The 17,690-nt window shown below is 35.4% G+C and carries 14 protein-coding genes and 1 pseudogene; 3 read left to right on the top strand and 12 right to left on the bottom strand.

Translation table 11 applies throughout. The features are described 5' to 3' along the window. Positions 1-17 precede the first annotated feature (17 nt). Together KGI96_RS00705 and fbpC are read left to right on the top strand one after the other, a co-directional pair. A complete protein-coding gene (locus KGI96_RS00705; RefSeq protein ID WP_211597732.1) occupies positions 18-2,099 on the top strand; it encodes an ABC transporter permease in 2,082 nt (693 codons plus the stop codon). Between the two features lie 16 nt (positions 2,100-2,115). Further along, positions 2,116-3,174: a ferric ABC transporter ATP-binding protein gene (fbpC, locus tag KGI96_RS00700; protein WP_211597731.1), complete on the top strand. Its 1,059-nt coding sequence runs from the start codon at positions 2,116-2,118 to the stop codon at positions 3,172-3,174. 312 nt (positions 3,175-3,486) lie between these two features. Here the strand turns inward: fbpC and cysS are convergent, their stop codons facing one another. The 12 genes from cysS to KGI96_RS00640 all read right to left on the bottom strand — a co-directional run bounded on the left by cysS (position 3,487) and on the right by KGI96_RS00640 (position 16,597). Further along, the gene (gene cysS / locus KGI96_RS00695) at positions 3,487-4,881 is read right to left on the bottom strand and encodes a cysteine--tRNA ligase (protein ID WP_211597730.1); all 1,395 of its coding nucleotides are present in this window, start codon (positions 4,879-4,881) and stop codon (positions 3,487-3,489) included. 124 nt (positions 4,882-5,005) lie between these two features. Next, positions 5,006-5,719: a tRNA pseudouridine(65) synthase TruC gene (truC, locus tag KGI96_RS00690; RefSeq protein ID WP_211597729.1), complete on the bottom strand. Its 714-nt coding sequence runs from the start codon at positions 5,717-5,719 to the stop codon at positions 5,006-5,008. Next, the gene (locus KGI96_RS00685) at positions 5,719-6,030 is read right to left on the bottom strand and encodes a YqcC family protein (protein ID WP_211597728.1); all 312 of its coding nucleotides are present in this window, start codon (positions 6,028-6,030) and stop codon (positions 5,719-5,721) included. The genes truC and KGI96_RS00685 overlap by 1 nt, the downstream gene beginning before the upstream one ends. A 94-nt stretch (positions 6,031-6,124) precedes the next feature. Continuing rightward, positions 6,125-7,120: a 23S rRNA pseudouridine(2605) synthase RluB gene (gene rluB / locus KGI96_RS00680; protein WP_370685834.1), complete on the bottom strand. Its 996-nt coding sequence runs from the start codon at positions 7,118-7,120 to the stop codon at positions 6,125-6,127. 8 nt (positions 7,121-7,128) lie between these two features. After that, positions 7,129-7,749, bottom strand: a complete 621-nt coding sequence (locus KGI96_RS00675; RefSeq protein ID WP_211597726.1) for an L-threonylcarbamoyladenylate synthase — start codon at positions 7,747-7,749, stop codon at positions 7,129-7,131. Between the two features lie 17 nt (positions 7,750-7,766). Next, positions 7,767-9,215 carry a tRNA uracil 4-sulfurtransferase ThiI gene (gene thiI / locus KGI96_RS00670; protein ID WP_211597725.1) on the bottom strand — a complete coding sequence of 483 codons (1,449 nt, stop codon included), beginning with the start codon at positions 9,213-9,215 and terminating at the stop codon, positions 7,767-7,769. Between the two features lie 115 nt (positions 9,216-9,330). Beyond that, positions 9,331-10,284, bottom strand: a complete 954-nt coding sequence (locus KGI96_RS00665; protein ID WP_090921299.1) for an ABC transporter permease — start codon at positions 10,282-10,284, stop codon at positions 9,331-9,333. A gap of 64 nt (positions 10,285-10,348) precedes the next feature. Continuing rightward, on the bottom strand, positions 10,349-11,857 hold the full coding sequence (locus KGI96_RS00660; RefSeq protein WP_211597724.1) for a sugar ABC transporter ATP-binding protein: 1,509 nt from the start codon (positions 11,855-11,857) through the stop codon (positions 10,349-10,351). Between the two features lie 68 nt (positions 11,858-11,925). Next, positions 11,926-12,861, bottom strand: coding sequence for a sugar ABC transporter substrate-binding protein (locus KGI96_RS00655; RefSeq protein ID WP_211597723.1), 936 nt, complete (start codon positions 12,859-12,861; stop codon positions 11,926-11,928). A gap of 77 nt (positions 12,862-12,938) precedes the next feature. Next, a complete protein-coding gene (locus KGI96_RS00650) occupies positions 12,939-13,874 on the bottom strand; it encodes a sugar ABC transporter substrate-binding protein (protein WP_211597722.1) in 936 nt (311 codons plus the stop codon). Between the two features lie 263 nt (positions 13,875-14,137). Further along, positions 14,138-14,968 carry a MurR/RpiR family transcriptional regulator gene (locus tag KGI96_RS00645; RefSeq protein WP_211597721.1) on the bottom strand — a complete coding sequence of 277 codons (831 nt, stop codon included), beginning with the start codon at positions 14,966-14,968 and terminating at the stop codon, positions 14,138-14,140. Positions 14,969-15,088: 120 nt separating this feature from the next. After that, complete coding sequence (locus KGI96_RS00640; RefSeq protein WP_211597773.1) at positions 15,089-16,597, bottom strand: CoA-acylating methylmalonate-semialdehyde dehydrogenase; 1,509 nt, start codon at positions 16,595-16,597, stop codon at positions 15,089-15,091. 209 nt (positions 16,598-16,806) lie between these two features. Here KGI96_RS00640 and iolB point away from each other — a divergent pair. Continuing rightward, positions 16,807-17,647, top strand: a pseudogene (iolB, locus tag KGI96_RS00635) (5-deoxy-glucuronate isomerase). The last annotated feature ends 43 nt before the right edge of the window (positions 17,648-17,690 follow it).

The raw sequence follows: 17,690 nt of genomic DNA, 5'->3' as shown, positions 1-17,690 counted from the left end.
AATAAAAAAACAACATTATGAAAAAACAAACAACTTTATCATCAATAACAAGCAATAGCTTTTTTTGGATAGCTTTTGCTTTGGTTGCCTTTGTTTTCTTACCGACTTTTGCCTTATATTACGGCTTTACAGAATCTACTCAAGAAGAAGTATTTGAAGCAATGGGATGGTATGGTGAAAATGGTGGCATTGGATTTAATATTAGCTGGCTATGGTTTACTTCACTTTTTTCTGTGCCTTTAATTTCTCATTATCTTAAGCAGAAAGGTAAAGAAGCACAAGGAATGGGAGAATTATTTGCAATTATTGGTGTATTTGCCTTTGTCTTTATTTCAGCCATTATTGCAAAAATTAGCTTAGGATTTTCTATTTTAGTGCTGGTTTTAGTACTTATTGCTTTAGCAACTAACGCACTAGCAAAATTATCGGTTTTACAAGGTGATAAATTTATTATTGCTTCACTGTTAAGTATTGCTTTAATTATCTTTTTCTTTATTGTCTATCCGATAATTTCTATTTTTATCTCAATGTTCTATGATGGTACCGAGTTCGTACCCAGCCAAGTCATAGATACGATAAAACAACCTTATATTTTACGTATCATTACAAACTCATTAAGTGTTGCAGCGACAATCGGAGTATTAGCCACTTTCTTCGGCTTACTCTTTGCGTTATATACTACTCGTATTGCAAAACGTACTGCCTTTATCGGTAAACTCTTTTCTATTTTACCTATCGTTACCCCACCTTTTGTGGTGGCATTAGGGATTACCTTAATGCTTGGACGTTCAGGGTACGTAACAGAATTTTTAGTCGAATATTTTGGTTTTAGCAGTAACTGGTTATATGGTTTTGCAGGAATTGTAATTGCGCATACTCTCGCATTAACGCCATTATCCTTTATGATTTTAGAAGGGGCATTAAAATCTATCCACCCTTCTATCGAAGAAGCCTCTTACACAATGCGAGCCAATCGCTATAAGACGTTCTTCAATATTATCTTTCCTCTGTTAAAACCCGCATTAGCAAACTCTTTCTTAGTGGTTGCTATTCAGTCATTAGCAGACTTTAGTACCCCATTAGTATTAGGGGGAAGTTTCGATGTAATTTCATCACAAATTTATTTCTATATTGCAGGTTCGCAGTTAGATTACGCTTCAGCAAGTACTTTAGGGACATTATTGTTAATTTTCTCTTTAGGTATTTTTGTTATTCAATATATGTGGATCGGTAACCGCTCTTATGTAACAGTTTCAGGAAAATCTTATCGTGGCGAAGTACAAGATTTACCAAAAGCAATGAAATCTATGATTGTGTTTTTCTTAGGTTTTTGGACGCTTTTCAATGCAGTACTATACGGTAGTATTTTCTACGGAAGTTTCACTGTGAACTGGGGTGTTGACTATTCTTTAACACTTAAAAACTATGAATTATTATTTGGTAATGGCTTTGATAGTGGTGCATGTCCATCTTTAATTCAAACGTTCTTATTTGCAATTACTGCTGCACCTATTACCTCAATATTAGGATTACTACTTGCCTATATTACTGTGCGGCGAGAATTTAAAGGGAAGAAAACCTTAGAATTTTTAACCTTACTCTGTTTTGCCGTACCAGGTACGGTAGCTGGGGTGGCATATATCCTTGCCTTTAATAATGCACCAATTTATATTACGGGAACAGGAATAATCATTATTTTATCAATGGTCACTCGTAATATGCCAATCGGTATGCGTGCAGCGATTGCAGGGTTAGGACAACTCGATCAATCTCTAGATGAAGCGTCACTTTCACTAAAAGGTAGCTCATTTAAAACACTGCTCTATGTGGTATTACCACTCTTAAAACCTGCGTTACTGTCGTCATTAGTCACCAGCTTTGTGCGTGCAATGACCACCGTATCCGCAATTATTTTCTTAGTAACCGCAGATACTCGTGTGGCAACCTCTTATATTCTAAACCGTGTAGAAGACGGCGAATATGGTATTGCAATTGCCTATGGTTCAGTGTTAATTGTTGTGATGATGTCAATTATCTTATTCTTTGATTGGATTGTGGGCGATACTCGAATTGCCAAATCTAAGGCGAAAAAACAATAATATTTAGGAATAAATTATGAATAAAACAAATGATAAACAATTTTTAGTATTAAAAAATGTTACCAAAGCCTTTGGTAAAGCGGTGGTTATTGATGATCTAAATTTAGAAATTGAGCGTGGAACAATGACAACTTTACTCGGTCCATCTGGCTGTGGTAAGACAACAATTTTGCGTTTAGTTGCGGGATTAGAAACACCAACCTCTGGACAAATTTTTATTGATGGCGAAGACGTAACAAAAAGTTCTATCCAAACCCGTGATATTTGTATCGTATTCCAATCTTATGCACTTTTCCCACATATGTCTATTGCAGATAATGTGGGATATGGCTTAAAAATGCTGAATGTTCCACAAGAAGAGCGTAAGCAACGTATTGAAGAAGCATTGGAATTAGTTGATTTGGCAGGATTTGGTGATCGTTACGTAGATCAAATTTCAGGCGGACAGCAACAACGAGTCGCTTTAGCTCGTGCTTTAATCCTTAAGCCAAAAGTCTTGTTATTTGATGAACCACTAAGTAACCTTGATGCAAACTTACGCCGTAGTATGCGTGAAAGTATCCGTGAATTACAACAACGTTTAGGCATCACCTCACTATACGTTACCCACGATCAAACAGAAGCCTTTGCGGTATCAGATCAAGTTATCGTTATGCACAAAGGTAAAATAATGCAAAAAGGTACTGCTAAAGAGCTGTATTTACGTCCTAATTCATTATTCCTCGCAAACTTTATGGGCGAATCTAGTATGTTTAAAGCCCATTTAAACGGCAATGTGGTCTCTGTAAATGGTTATGATATTACCTTAGATGACGCTACTCAATTTAACGTGCCAGATGGCGAATGTTTAGTTTGTGTTCGTCCAGAAGCAGTATCTTTAAAAGCGGAAGGTACAGAAGCACAAAAATGCCAAATTAAAACTGCAATTTATATGGGAAATCACTGGGAAGTTGTCGCACTTTGGCACGGTGAAGAATTGCTTATTAATTTAAGTCAAGAAGATTTTGAAGATAGTATCACTGAAATATATTTACACTTCTCTGATACAGGTTTGTGTTTATTACCAAGAGAATAAAATCTAATCTAAATTAGTAAATCCCCTCTCCTAACTTCCTTTAAGAAATGGAGAGAGGGATTTAAAAAAACAACACTATTTCAAACAGTGTTAATGTCATCAAATCATAAATATTCTTCCAAATTTGTAAATTTAACTCACTAACTGACCGCTTGTTTGTTTTAGATCGGCTTTAGGTTTTGAATAAAATGTTGGTTTGTGATTTCATATAAGATCAATTATCCGTATTTTCGTAGAAACAAGGAATGCCTTGTCTAAAATTAATATTGTCAAAAAACAATCGACAGGGCATGCCCTGTCGCTACGGTGATATTATGCTTTACGCCACGTTGTACCATTTGCACCGTCTTCTAACACAATACCCATTGCAGTTAATTTATCACGGGCTTCATCGGCTTTTGCCCAGTCTTTGTTCGCTCGTGCGTCATTGCGTTGTTTGATTAAAGCCTCAATTTCTGCCACTTCATCATCGTTGCTATCGCCTTGTAAGAAGGTTTCAGGATCTTGTTCTAATAGCCCAAGTACGCCTGCTAACTCTTTTAATCTAACCGCTAAATAATTGGCTTGTTGTGGATTTTCTTTTTTCAATTTATTCAATTCACGCACCATCTCAAACAATACGGCTAAGGCTGCAGGTGTGTTGAAATCATCGTCCATTGCGGTTTTGAAATTTGCAATATAATGATCAAATCTAACCGCTTGTTCTTCTGATAAAGAAACAGCAAGATCACAACCACGCAATGCGGTGTATAAACGCTCTAAGGCGGTGCGAGCCAAATCTAAATTTTCTACGCTGTAATCAAGCAAGCTACGATAATGGGCGGTGAGGAAGAAATAGCGTAAACTTTCTGCATCATAGCGTTCTAACATTGTGCGAATGGTAAAGAAATTCCCCAGTGATTTTGACATTTTTTCTTTATCAATGGTGAGCATTCCAGTGTGCAACCAATAATTCACATAATCGCCACCGTTCGCACAGCAAGATTGTGCAATTTCATTTTCGTGGTGTGGGAACATTAAATCGGCACCGCCACCGTGAATATCAAACTGTTCGCCAAGTTCCTTGCTGTTCATTGCCGAACATTCAATATGCCAACCCGGGCGACCTTTGCCCCACGGAGAATCCCAACTTGGTTCATTTTCCTTAGACATTTTCCAAAGTACGAAGTCCATTGGGTTGCGTTTGATACTTTTGATTTCAACTCTTGTACCTGCTTGTAATTGCTCTAAATCTTGACGAGATAATGCTCCGTAATTTTTAAAACTTGGTACGCTAAACATAACATCGCCATCTTCTGACACATAAGCGTGTCCTTTGGCAATCAAACGCTCTACCATTTCGATAATTTCAGTAATATGTTGTGTGGCGCGTGGTTCAACATCAGGGCGTAAAATATTTAATGCATCAAAATCTTTGTGCATTTCTACGACCATTCTTTCCACTAATTCATCACAGGTTTCGTTATTTTCAAGGGAACGTTTGATGATTTTATCGTCCACATCGGTAATGTTACGTACATATTTCACATCATAGCCTAAATAACGTAAATAACGCACCGCCACATCAAAAGAAACAAAGGTTCTACCGTGTCCAAAATGACAAAGATCATAAACCGTTACACCGCAGACATAAATGCCAATTTTATTTGGGTTGATAGGTTTAAATTCTTCTTTTTCACGTTTTAAAGTGTTGTAAATTTTGAGCATAGTATCCTCTTGCTGGTTAGATAAATTATTAAAATAATATTTGGTACTAAGTATAACAAAATAAGCGGTAACATTTTGAGGATTTTTTGCAAATTTTATCACCCTTCATTTAAATTCTGGTTATTTACGTCCACCCAAAAAACTCAAATGCGTTTTGCCACTGTTGATCAAGCGGGGCGATAATTTCAATTTTTTGCAACGTTTTAGGATGTACAAAACTTAAAGAATGAGAATGTAAGAAAAGACGATGACAGCCACTGTTTTCTGAAAATGCCCTATTTTGATGTAGGTCACCATAACAGGTATCCCCAATAATAGGATGAAATAAATGTTTTAAATGACGTCTTAATTGATGTTTTCGCCCTGTTTTTGGAAATAATTTAACAAGAGAATAACGTGCGGTTTGATGCTTACCAGCAGGATAAAGCATTTCAATTTGTTTTAAGCTTTGATAGTCCGTTACCGCTTCTTGTGGCTCTTTAGGTTGTGAGAATTTATCTGCAATTTTATCTAATTGTACTTTAAGAGGATAATCAATTCTTCCTTCATCGTGAAGATAACCTCGTACCAGTGCCAAATAACTTTTTTGAACTTGATGTTGTTGAAATTGTTCACTCATTAAACGAGCCATTTCACTGTTTAATGCAAAAAGTAATACGCCAGATGTTGGACGATCTAAGCGATGAATAGGAAATACGTGTTGTCCGATTTGATCTCGTAAGGTTTGCATTGCAAACACCGTCTCGTGTTTATCTAACCAACTACGATGCACTAACATTCCTGCTGGTTTATTGATGGCGACAAGATCATTATCTTGATATAAAATATCTAATTCCATTAACGACTTAATTTCTTTTCAATATGTTGAATTGGCTCACATAGTTGAGTTAAATATTTTTCATTTTTCAGTGCTTCTTCCAAGTAAGGAGTAATTGAAAAATTAACAGGTAATTCTGCATTTGCATCAAGTAACGCATTCATTCTTGGAATAAAGATCCATTGTAACCACTGTGTTGCAGACAATGTTCCAATACAAAAAGGTTGATCGTTCGCTAAATCTTGTGGAGAAGGACTGATGCTTTCCCATAGATGATGTAATTGCATCGCAATTTGCAGTTCATTCAAATGTTGGCGAATTTGTGTTTTCATCTTTTTTACCTAATAAAACAAAAAAACAAGCGGTAACATTCTTTCAAAAATTTGCAAATTCTTTGAAGTAAGTGACCGCTTATTTATAACTTAATTATTTTCTATATTTCTGATGCTGTTTCACTGATTTTCTAATTTGGCGAATATTCGTTCTACGACGATTTTTAGTCACATCTATTTTTGATTCTGTTTCAGGTGGTAAGCCTACTAACTCACGTAAATAATTGACTTTTTGTAAATCCATTTCTTCCCAGCCGCCACGTGGTAAACCCTTTTGTAGTTTAATATTACCATAACGAATACGGATCAAACGGCTCACTTGAACCTCTTGAGATTCCCATAAACGGCGGACTTCTCTATTTCGCCCTTCCGTTAGTGTCACATCAAACCATTGGTTAATGCCTGCACCGCCTGTCGCTTTGATTTGTTTAAAGTTTGCCATTCCATCTTCAAGTTTAACGCCTTTACGTAAACGTTGTAACATTGCGTCATCCACATTTCCAAACACACGTACTGAGTACTCACGTTCCACTTCTTGACTTGGATGCATTAAACGATTAGCCAACTCACCGTCGGTAGTAAAGAGTAATAATCCTGAAGTATTAATATCTAAACGCCCAACCGCAATCCATCTTGAACCCGTTAAACGAGGTAAACGATCAAAAACCGTCGCACGACCTTCTGGATCAGAGCGAGTACAAAGTTCTCCTTCTGGTTTGTAATACATTAAAACTCGGCAAACTTCTTTTTCAGCATTTTTTAAGTAAACAATGTGACCATCCATTCGGATTTTTGTACCATTACTTAATTGAACTCGATCGCCTAACTGTGCGATTTTTCCATCGACACTGACTCGCCCCTGCTCAATCACTTTTTCTAATTCACGACGTGAACCTTTACCCGCTCTTGCTAAGATTTTTTGCAGTTTCTCTCCTTCTGCTGCCTTTTCTTTAGTCTTCTTCTCTAATGGTTTTTCTACTTTCTTCACTGCTGCTTTTGGTGCAGATCTAAGCGGTCGGTTTGCGGTCTTTTTTTGCAAATTTTTCATTTGTCTTTCCTTTTGGTTGTCGCTTTCACAAGCGTCGGTTATTAATTATTTTATGCTAAGAAAGGCGTTAAATCGCCCATTCCTTCACGAATAATCATTGGTGTATCGTCTGTTAAATCAATTACTGTCGTAGGGGTTTGTCCTAAATACCCTCCGTGAATAATCAATTCTACTCGACGTTCTAAATAATTTCTGATTTCATCAGGATCAGATTGAGTAACCTCTTCATCTGGTAACATTAGTGAACAAGATAAAATAGGCTCACCCAAGGTTTGTAATAAAGCCAATGCGATATTATTTTTAGGCACTCGAATACCTATAGTTTTACGCTTCGTCCATAAACGACGTGGTACTTCTTTGGTCGCAGGAAGAATAAAAGTGTAGGGATTTGGCACGTTATTTTTAATTAAACGATAGGAAACATTGGTCACTAACGCATAATTTGATAGCTCTGATAAATCACTGCAAACCAATGTAAAATTATGATTTTGAGGTAATTTACGAATTTCTACAATTTTATCTATCGCTCGCTTCTCTCCGATACCACAACCTAATGCATAGCCTGAATCTGTTGGATATACAATTACTCCACCTTGCTTAATAATTTCTACTGCCTGATTAATCAAACGTTGTTGTGGATTATCTGGATGGATATAAAAAAATTGACTCATTGGATTTCCTTTATTAATTAAATGATGAACACTTTCACATTCATAAAACCTTTCTCTTTTAAGTAAAGTGCCTGTAATTTACTCATCACTCCTCTACTACAATAAAGCAAATAGTTTTTAGACTGATCTAACTCACCAAACTGACTTGATAATTTATAAAAAGGTAAATGTTTCACTTCCACACCCTCCAATTCAAAAGCGACTTCATCCACTTCTTCAGGGCTACGAATATCTAAGACAATATCATTGTCACTAAATTCAGAAGTCGTTTCAACCGCCACAACTTCTTTTTCTGTTTGAGCTGCAATTTCTCGAATATCTAACACATCAGCATTTTCAACCGCTTGATTTAAAATTTCAAAATTAAAGTGATTTTCTTCTTCTAAAATTTTACTTTCAATGGCTTTTACGGTTGGATTTTTAGAAATCACCCCACAAAATTCTGGCATACTTTTGGCAATATCATCCGTACCAATTTGTTTTGCCATTGCGATAATTTGTTCTTTATCGTGGGTAATTAACGGACGTAATACTAAACGCTCGGAGGCTTTGTCAATTAAACGTAAATTGGTTAAGGTTTGGCTTGAAACTTGTCCTAAAGCTTCTCCAGTTACAATGGCTTCAATATTAAAATGCTCAGCAACTTTACTCGCGGCTCTCACCATCATACGTTTTAAAATCACGCCCATTTGACCATTTTCAACTTTTTCTAATATTTCGCCGACCACATCTTCAAAATTAACGGCAATAAAACGCACTTTATGAGACGTGCTATAACGGTTCCAAATATGATACGCCATTTGTTTTACACCGATTTCGTGTCCTGCTCCGCCCAAATTAAAGAAACAATAATGCACACGAGAACCACGTCTTAATAGCATATAACTTGAAACACCCGAATCAAAACCTCCTGAAATCAGAGAAAGCACATCTTCTTGGGTACCGATTGGATAGCCACCTAACCCTTGATAACGTTCTCTAATAAATAGCATTTTATCGTGGTCAATATCAACACGAACCGTCACATCTGGCTTGGTTAATTTTACTTTTGCCGATTCAATACGCTGATTTAATCCACCGCCAATATAACGCTCTAAATCAATCGAACGGAATTCGTGTTTGCCTTTGCGTTTTACTCGTACGCAAAAGGTTTTATTTTCTAGTTGATCCTTTACGGCTAAATAAGTTTGTTCAAAAATATCGTGCATATCGGTGAAAGGCGTTTCTTCCACTTCTAAAATATGATGGATACCAGGTGTGCGTTGCAATAAATCTAACACCAGCTGTTTTTTGGTTTTATCTTTAGTGCGTACTTCAATAAAATCCCAATTACGTACTACTGTGACAGTTTTATCGTATTTAATTAAGGTATTACGGATATTACTGGTTAAAATTTTGACAAAGCGTTTACGAACCGAATCACTTTTAATCATAATTTCAGGAAAAAGTTTAATGATAAATTTCATAATCTGTTGTTTGTGTTCTAATTGTTGTTCTATAAATAATAAAGCGGTGCGATCCTACCATAAATTTGCAAATTTAGGGAAAAATCGTACCGCTTAGATTTATAATAATCTTAAATTATGCTTTTTTACGACGTTTTAATGTATCAAGTAACACTGCTACAATAATAATTGCACCTTTAATAATTTGTTGCCAGTATGGATCAACTCCTAACATATTTAAGCCTTTATTTGTTGTACCAATAATCAATGCACCTACCACACACATTGGAATACTACCAACACCACCTGCTAAAGATACACCACCGATTACCGCTGCTGCAATCGCATCTAACTCCCAAGCTAAACCATAAGAAGGGTTACCTGCGTAGGTTCTGGCAGCAAGTAATGCTCCTGCTAAACCAGCTAATGCACCAGCAATAATATATACCCAAATTAATGTTCTTTTTGTATTAATACCACAAATCTTTGCTGCATTTAAGTTTCCTCCAATCGCATAAATATGACGACCAAAGGTTGAACGACTAAGTAGAATATGTGTGGCAATCACAATGACTAGATAAACAAGCACCAAACCAGGTAAACCAAAGAAATCAATATCCGCAATCCAAGTGAAAGATTCAGCAGAAGCATCAATTGGACGACCATCAGAATAGAGCTGTGCTGCCCCTCTTGCCATAGTCATCATACCTAATGTTGCAATAAAAGGAGGAATTGAACCATAGGCTGTTAATCCACCATTGATAAATCCAATAACAGCACCAACTAAAATAGATAAAGTAAATGCCATTAAAGCATAGGTTGGTGTATCAACCGATTCAACAACTGATGCCGCAACCACTGCGGTTAATGCGACTACAGATCCTGATGAAAGGTCAATCCCTGTTGTAATAATCGCTAAAGTTACCCCTATTGCAATAATACCAAACATTGATACCTGTTCGATAATACTAAAAATTGTTCTACTCGATAAGAATCCGTCAATAGACATAGATAAGGCTAAAAACAATAAAACAAGTATGAGTAGCATTCCATAAGTATTAATCACTTTTTTTAGATTTAGAGATGACATAATAAATACCTCTTTAGTTAATTTTATAAAATAATTTGTTTCAACTCTTGATACTTTTTTGAAATTAGCCCGATGCTAATTCAAGTACTCGCTCTTGAGTTAATTCATTACGTGGAATAATTCCCACTTGATGTCCTTCATGCATAACCATTACTCGATCACTCATCGCTAAAAGCTCTAGCATATCAGAAGTAATCATAATAATTGTTTTACCTTGTCTAGCTAACTCAACCATTAGCTTATAGAGTTCTGCTTTTGCTCCCACATCAATCCCTTTGGTTGGTTCATCAAGAATAAGAACATCTGGTTCTAAAATTAACCATCTTGCAAGTAATACTTTTTGTTGGTTACCTCCTGATAAATTATCTGTAACAACATCAACATTAGGGGCTTTAATTCTTAACTTATCTTTTTGTAAGTCTGCTATTTTGTTTGCTTTGGTTACTGAAAGTAAAAAATTCTCTAGATAAGGAGACATTTTAGGCATAATAATATTATCCGTAATACTTAAATTTAAGAATAATCCTGTTAATTTTCTATCTTCAGTAACAAAGCCAATTTTATGTTTCATTGCATCATTTGGTGTTCGAATATCAACTTTTTTACCATGAATATAAATTTCACCACTATCTGCTGGTTTATAGCCAAATAGCCCTTCTACTATTTCAGAACGTCCTGCTCCAACTAAACCTGCAATACCAAATATTTCACCTTTATATACTTTAAAATTAACATTTTGATAATGATCCTCACGGCAGAAATTTTTAATCTCTAATACAATTTCATCAGAAGGTTCCAATTCTTCTCGTTGGAACATTTCCGACATATCTCGACCAACCATCATTGAAATCAATTCATCTTTAGTTACATCTTTTACATCTTTCGTTCCTACATACTCACCATCTCGGATAACAGTAATTTCATCAGCAACCTTAAAAACTTCATCTAATTTATGTGAAATAAAAATAATAGCTATACCACGTTCACGTACGGTATTTATAATTTTATATAGCTGTTCAACTTCTCCTTCTGTTAAAGCAGTGGTTGGCTCATCCATAATAATAACTTTAGCATAGTTTGATACCGCTGTTGCGATAGCAACAAGCTGAGCTTTTGCGACAGATACGTCTGACATTTTTAATTTCACATCTAAAGGAATTCCCAAAGATTCTAAAATTTCATTTGCCTCATAATCCATTTTCTTCTGGTCTACAAAAAATCTACTTTTTGTCACCTCTCGACCTAAAAAGAGATTGTCAGAAATAGTCAAATTTGGTGCTGGTGAAATTTCTTGTGGTACCATTGTTAATCCGCGGTTGATCGCATCAATGGGGCGTTTAGGATCAAAAACCTTACCATCTAAAATCAACTCTCCACCTTCATCAGGGGTATAAATTCCATAAAGAATTTTCATTAAAGTTGATTTACCTGCGCCATTTTCTCCCATTAGTGCATGCACAGAACCTTTCTTAACTTTTAAATTAATCCGATCTAATGCTTTTACCCCAGGAAAAGTTTTAGAAACATTTCGCATTTCTAAAATATATGGAGATTCATTCAAATTATTATTCATTTATTACTCCTTTAAACTATTTAAGGAAAATTAACTGATGTAACTAAATAGGGTTATGCTGTTTATTTCTATTCTTTATATTTATGTAAATATTTTTCTTTTTTCTCTGGTGTCACCAGTTCAAAAGGAATCCAATTATATTGTGCTACTTTCTCTCCTTTTGCTGCTTTATAAGCAATTTCCGCACTTAATGAGCCTTGACCTGCTGCAGATTGATAAACCGTCGCATCTAATCCTTTTCCTAAATAAGCCAAAGCATCTGGTGTAGCATCAATACCAACAATTAATAAATCTTCATCTTTCAACCCCATCTTTCTAGCTGCAAGCAATGCACCAATTGCCATTTCATCATTGTTACTAAAAATAACATTAATATCTTTATGAGCAGCTAAAAGATTTTCAGTAATATCCATTGCTTTAGCTCTATCCCATTTAGCCTCTTGTTTTGTGATGATTTTTATTTCAGAATGCGGTTTTAAAACTTTTTGATTACCTTCTGTCCGTTGAATTTGAGCTTCCCAGCCTAGAGGCCCCATTAGAATAATAGCTTTTGCTGCTTTCCCATTAAGTTGTTTTAAAATAAATTCAGATTGCATTTCACCCGCTGTGATTTCTTCAGAACCAATAAAGCTCGTGACATATTTCATATCTTTTTCTTTTGGTTTACCATTTACGATAACCAAAGGTAATTTTGCTTTTTTTGCCTTTAATCCTACCGCTTTCACAATATTTTTATCTGTTGGCATTACAAGTAAAGCATCAACACCTGAGTCAATAAAATTCTCAATATCATTTAACATTCGAGCAGGATCCGAATTTGCATCGGCATATTTAAATCTGACATCATTATGTTCTTTATCAAAACGTTTCATTGCATCTTGTAAATAAGTTGGGTATTTATCAGACAAGCTATACATTGATACCCCAATAACTAATTCTTTTGCTTGAACCATCAAAGAAAAACAATAAATTCCTAAACCTAATATTAAACTTTTCTTAAACATCGCCTATTACTCCCAACCTATAATGATAACTATTTAGTAAGAGCAAGAGCTTTCACTCTTGCTCTATCCACTAAACTTTATTTTTTATATTTTGCTTGATATTCTGCTTTTTTATCTACTGTCACAAGCTCAAATGGTACCATTTTTAGTTTTGGTACTTCCTTACCTTGTGCGGCTAAATAAGCCATTTCAGCACCAGTTTGACCTTGACCTTGAGCAGATTGGAATACGGTTGCATCAAGCCCATCACCTAAATATTCCAATGCATCAGGAGTTGCATCCAAACCAACAATAATAATGTCATTGTCATTTACTTTAAGTTTACGACTTGCCAAAATTGCACCAATTGCCATTTCATCATTATTACTCACAATTACGTTAATATCTCTATGTGCAGCTAAAAGATTTTCTGTAATTTCTAAACCTTTTGCACGATCCCATTTACCTTCTTGTTCAGCAATAATTTTGATATTAGGATTTTTCTCAAAAATTTCTTTATTTCCTTGCGTTCTTTTGATCTGAGCATCTAGACCTAAAGGACCCATAAGAATAATACCTTTTGCATCTTTACCTTTTAGAGTATCTGCAATAAATTGACCTTGAAGACGTCCACCTTCAACTTCATCAGAACCTACATAACTTGTTACATATTTCATTGAATCTTCTAGTGGTTTACGATTTACAATTACTAATGGAATACCTGCTTTTTTGGCCTTACGACCAATCGCTTTAACAATCTCTGGATCTGTAGGAACAACCAATAATGCATCTACCCCTTGGTCAATAAATGTTTCAACATCATTTAATAAACGTGCTGCATCTGCATTTGCATCTGATAATCTGAATTCAACATCATCATGTTTTTTATCAAAATCACGAATGGCATCTTGTAAATAAGTTTGCCATTTATCTGAAAATGAAACCATTGGTGCACCAACAACAAGGTTTTTTGCCATTGCGACTTGAGAGCTTAATAATGCACCACACAATGTTGCTAATAATACTTTTTTCATAGGGTTATTCTCCTTACATAGAAAAATTAATAAAACATACAAACCAAATACAGGAATATACATTTCAATTAAAAACATTAAAAAATAAATGCTTCAGTTAAGATAATACTTTTAATTACTCTATAATCAACATTAAATGTTCAAAAATGTGAGATAGATCTTATTTTCTTGTTAGTTTTATAGAATAAAAGAAAAAATAGGTGTAATAAAAAATCCCATATGATATGGGATTTAGAAAAGATATATATTTTGACAATAGAATTTTAGCTAGATCTCTTTAAGCCTAAAGAAAGTGCTAATGTTTGAGTAAGAGTTATTGTGGCACACTGAGAACGAAAACCATGAACTTGTGCTTCTTTTACTACAAAAGAAACATCACTGAATGCTAAAATCGGACTGATTTGACTATCTGTAATAGCAATCTGTTTTATCCCTTTTTTAGCTGTTACATTCATTATTTCAATAGCTTCTTCAGCATAGGGAGAAAAACTAATGGCAACAACAACATCACCATCTTGTATTTGATTACATTGTTCATCAAACATTCCACCTAAACCATCAATAATAAAAGAACGACAATTTAAATGATGTAATGCATAATTTAAATAACAAGCCACACTAAAAGAGCGTTTCAGTCCCACAATAAAAATATTATTTGCTCCATCAAGAATATCAACAGCTTTATTTAATTGTTCTAATGAAGTGTGATGAGCAAGTTGATAAAGAGATTGTGTATTAGCTTTGGAATAAACGTTTAAAACATCTAGTGCAGTTTCTGTTTTTTCTTTGTCTTCGCTTTCAAGCTGACGATGAATACTCAAGCGTTCCGTATAATTTACAGTATAACCAACCATTCCTTCACGAAATACTTGTTTCATTTCGTTAAAACCCGAAAAGCCAAATGCGTTTGCGAAACGAATAAGTGTTGAAGGTGGTACGTTTGCTTTTTCAGCAATAACAGCAACGGTTTCAAAAACAATACTATTTTGGTTATCTAATACATACTCAGCTACTTGCTTTAAACGTTTACTTAATGTGTCATAACGTAATCTAATTTCATTTTGTAAGTTTATAAATTCTGATGATTCTTGCATTTTATTCCCCTGTTAAATAAGGGGGATTAGTTTACTACTATTCAAAAAATAATCAATGTTAAAATAATTAAGGGTAATAAAATCTACTTTTATTACCCTTATTAATATTTTAAGTTTTAGTTAGAGAGTAGGCATAGAAAATGCTGCATCTTCAATCACTTTTGGATTTGGCCAGCGACTTGTAACGGTTTTCATCTTCGTATAAAAACGCACACCATCTGGACCATATACATTTAATGCACCGTAAGCTGAATGTTTCCAACCACCAAAACAGTGGAATGCCATTGGTACAGGAATTGGCACGTTGATTCCCACCATTCCCGCTTGAACATCATAAGCAAATTCACGAGCTGCTCCACCGTCAGAAGTGAAAATTGCTGTTCCATTACCAAATGGATGATCATTGATCAAACGCATTGCATCTTTAAAGCCTCTTGCACGAACAATACCAAGTACAGGGCCAAAGATTTCTTCTTTATAGATTGTCATATCTTCTGTTACGTGGTCAAATAATGTTCCTCCAATGAAGAAGCCCTCTTCTGCACCTTGTGGTTTTTTACCACGACCATCAACTACCAGTGTTGCACCCTCTTCCACACCTTTATCAACATAGCCTGTTACATTATCTAAATGCTGTTTGGTAATCAACGGACCAAAATCCATCTCTTTTTCGCCATCTTTTGGAATACCAGGACCGTGACGAAGTGCTTCTACTTTTGGTTTTAATGCCGCAACTAATTTATCTGCTGTCGCATCATCAATAGTGACTGCGATAGGAAGAGCCATACAGCGTTCCCCAGCTGCACCATAAGCCGCACCTAATAACGCATTTGCTGTTGCTTCAATATCGGCATCTGGCATAACTAAACCGTGATTTTTTGCTGCCCCTAATGCTTGAACACGTTTACCAAATTCAGAACCAATTTTATGAACGTGAGCAGCTGCCGTAGTTGAACCAACAAAACTTACCGCTTTTACACGCTCTTCACGTAATAAAATCTCATTATCGTGACGATCACCGTGAACCACGTTAAATACGCCATCAGGTAAGCCTGCTTCTTTTAATAATTCAGCTAAACGGATAGATAAAGAAGGGTCTGTTTTTGCTGGTTTTAAAATAAAGGTATTACCGCAAGCTAATGCAACTGGGAACATCCACATTGGCACCATTGCTGGGAAGTTAAATGGTGTAATACCAACAGTCACCCCTAATGGTTGCATTGTTGAATGAATATCAATACCTCGTCCTGCTTGCTCTGAAAATTCACCTTTAAGTAAGTGAGGAATACCGCAAGCAAACTCAACCACTTCTAAACCACGAGTTAATTCGCCGATAGAATCCGAATAAACTTTACCGTGTTCTTCTGTGATTATACGTGCCAATGAATCAAAGTTCTCTTCTAAAAGAGTTTTGAATTTAAACATAATTCTTGCACGACGTAGTGGAGAGGTTTTAGCCCACGCAGGAAATGCAGCTTGTGCAACATCAACTGCTTCATTCACCTCCTCAGGTGTACTCATCATCACTTGACGAATTTGTTTACCTGTTGCAGGATTATAAATAGGCCAAGCCTTTGTACCTTTACTTGCAACTTGTTTACCGTTAATAAAATTATGAACAGTTTCCATCATTTACTCCTTAAATATAAAAAAATCTATTACAAATAGTTCGTGAGATAGATTAGAATAATAGAATAAATATTTCAATTCGTTTTTAACAAAAAATAGAATATTTATTCTATTTTGTGATCTTGATCTGATTTTTTACATCTAGTCATAGCACATATTTTTATTTGTTGTATTATTTTGTCCAAATAATATAAAGTGAGGAACGAAAAATGAGTTATTTACTTTCTAAATCTAAAAAAAATCATCCAGAAGCCAATGGACAAGTCCAAAAAATCACACCTGAAAGTGCGGGGTGGGAATATGTGGGTTTTGAAATGTTTCATCTAAAAGAAAAACAAACACTCTCTTTTGATACAGAAAATACCGAAGTTTGTTTTGTACTGATGGCAGGTAAAGCTACGTTAAGCGTAGGTGATGAAACCTTTGCAAAAATTGGTAATAGAACCACTCCTTTTGAACGTATTCCACCGTATTCTCTTGTATTCTCTTTATGTACCCCACAATCAAACCGTTGATATTCTTGCAGAAACAAACCTTGAACTCGCCGTTTGTCGAGCACCAAGTCAAGGTAACTTACCTGTTCGCCTAATCACACCCGAAGAGGTAGGCGTGGAACATCGAGGTTATGGTTATAACAAACGTCTTGTTCATAATATTTTACCTGAAACAGAACCAGCAGATAGCTTACTCGTGGTTGAAGTATTTACCGATGAAGGTAACACCAGCTCATACCCAAGTCATAAACACGATCAAAAAAATAGTGAAACAGAAACTTATTTAGAAGAAACCTACTATCACCGTTTTGATCCGCCACAAGGCTTTGCAATGCAACGTGTTTATACCGATGATCGTAGTCTTGATGAATGTATGGCAGTTTATGATGGCGATGTGGTGCAAGTACCAAAAGGCTACCACCCAATGGCAACCGTTGCAGGCTATAATAACTATTACTTAAATGTGATGGCAGGTCCTATTCGTAAATGGCGTTTCACTTGGGAAGCAGATCATTTATGGGTAAATAGCGAAGAATATGCGAATAAATTTAAGTAATTTTCTAACATTTAAAACCATTAAAAGCATTACGCCAATGTAT

The organism is Phocoenobacter atlanticus subsp. cyclopteri (assembly GCF_018343795.1).
Lineage (GTDB): Bacteria > Pseudomonadota > Gammaproteobacteria > Enterobacterales > Pasteurellaceae > Phocoenobacter > Phocoenobacter atlanticus.
The sequence above is the reverse complement of the archived record's forward strand: the minus strand, read 5'-3'. Positions and strand labels throughout refer to the sequence as shown.

Excerpts from the sequence above, each read along its gene's own strand:
- KGI96_RS00705 (WP_211597732.1), top strand. The coding sequence starts at position 18 with ATGAAAAAACAAACAACTTTATCATCAATAACAAGCAATAGCTTTTTT.
- fbpC (WP_211597731.1), top strand. The coding sequence starts at position 2,116 with ATGAATAAAACAAATGATAAACAATTTTTAGTATTAAAAAATGTTACC.
- cysS (WP_211597730.1), bottom strand. The coding sequence starts at position 4,881 with ATGCTCAAAATTTACAACACTTTAAAACGTGAAAAAGAAGAATTTAAA.
- truC (WP_211597729.1), bottom strand. The coding sequence starts at position 5,719 with ATGGAATTAGATATTTTATATCAAGATAATGATCTTGTCGCCATCAAT.
- KGI96_RS00685 (WP_211597728.1), bottom strand. The coding sequence starts at position 6,030 with ATGAAAACACAAATTCGCCAACATTTGAATGAACTGCAAATTGCGATG.
- KGI96_RS00675 (WP_211597726.1), bottom strand. The coding sequence starts at position 7,749 with ATGAGTCAATTTTTTTATATCCATCCAGATAATCCACAACAACGTTTG.
- thiI (WP_211597725.1), bottom strand. The coding sequence starts at position 9,215 with ATGAAATTTATCATTAAACTTTTTCCTGAAATTATGATTAAAAGTGAT.
- KGI96_RS00665 (WP_090921299.1), bottom strand. The coding sequence starts at position 10,284 with ATGTCATCTCTAAATCTAAAAAAAGTGATTAATACTTATGGAATGCTA.
- KGI96_RS00660 (WP_211597724.1), bottom strand. The coding sequence starts at position 11,857 with ATGAATAATAATTTGAATGAATCTCCATATATTTTAGAAATGCGAAAT.
- KGI96_RS00655 (WP_211597723.1), bottom strand. The coding sequence starts at position 12,861 with ATGTTTAAGAAAAGTTTAATATTAGGTTTAGGAATTTATTGTTTTTCT.
- KGI96_RS00650 (WP_211597722.1), bottom strand. The coding sequence starts at position 13,874 with ATGAAAAAAGTATTATTAGCAACATTGTGTGGTGCATTATTAAGCTCT.
- KGI96_RS00645 (WP_211597721.1), bottom strand. The coding sequence starts at position 14,968 with ATGCAAGAATCATCAGAATTTATAAACTTACAAAATGAAATTAGATTA.
- KGI96_RS00640 (WP_211597773.1), bottom strand. The coding sequence starts at position 16,597 with ATGGAAACTGTTCATAATTTTATTAACGGTAAACAAGTTGCAAGTAAA.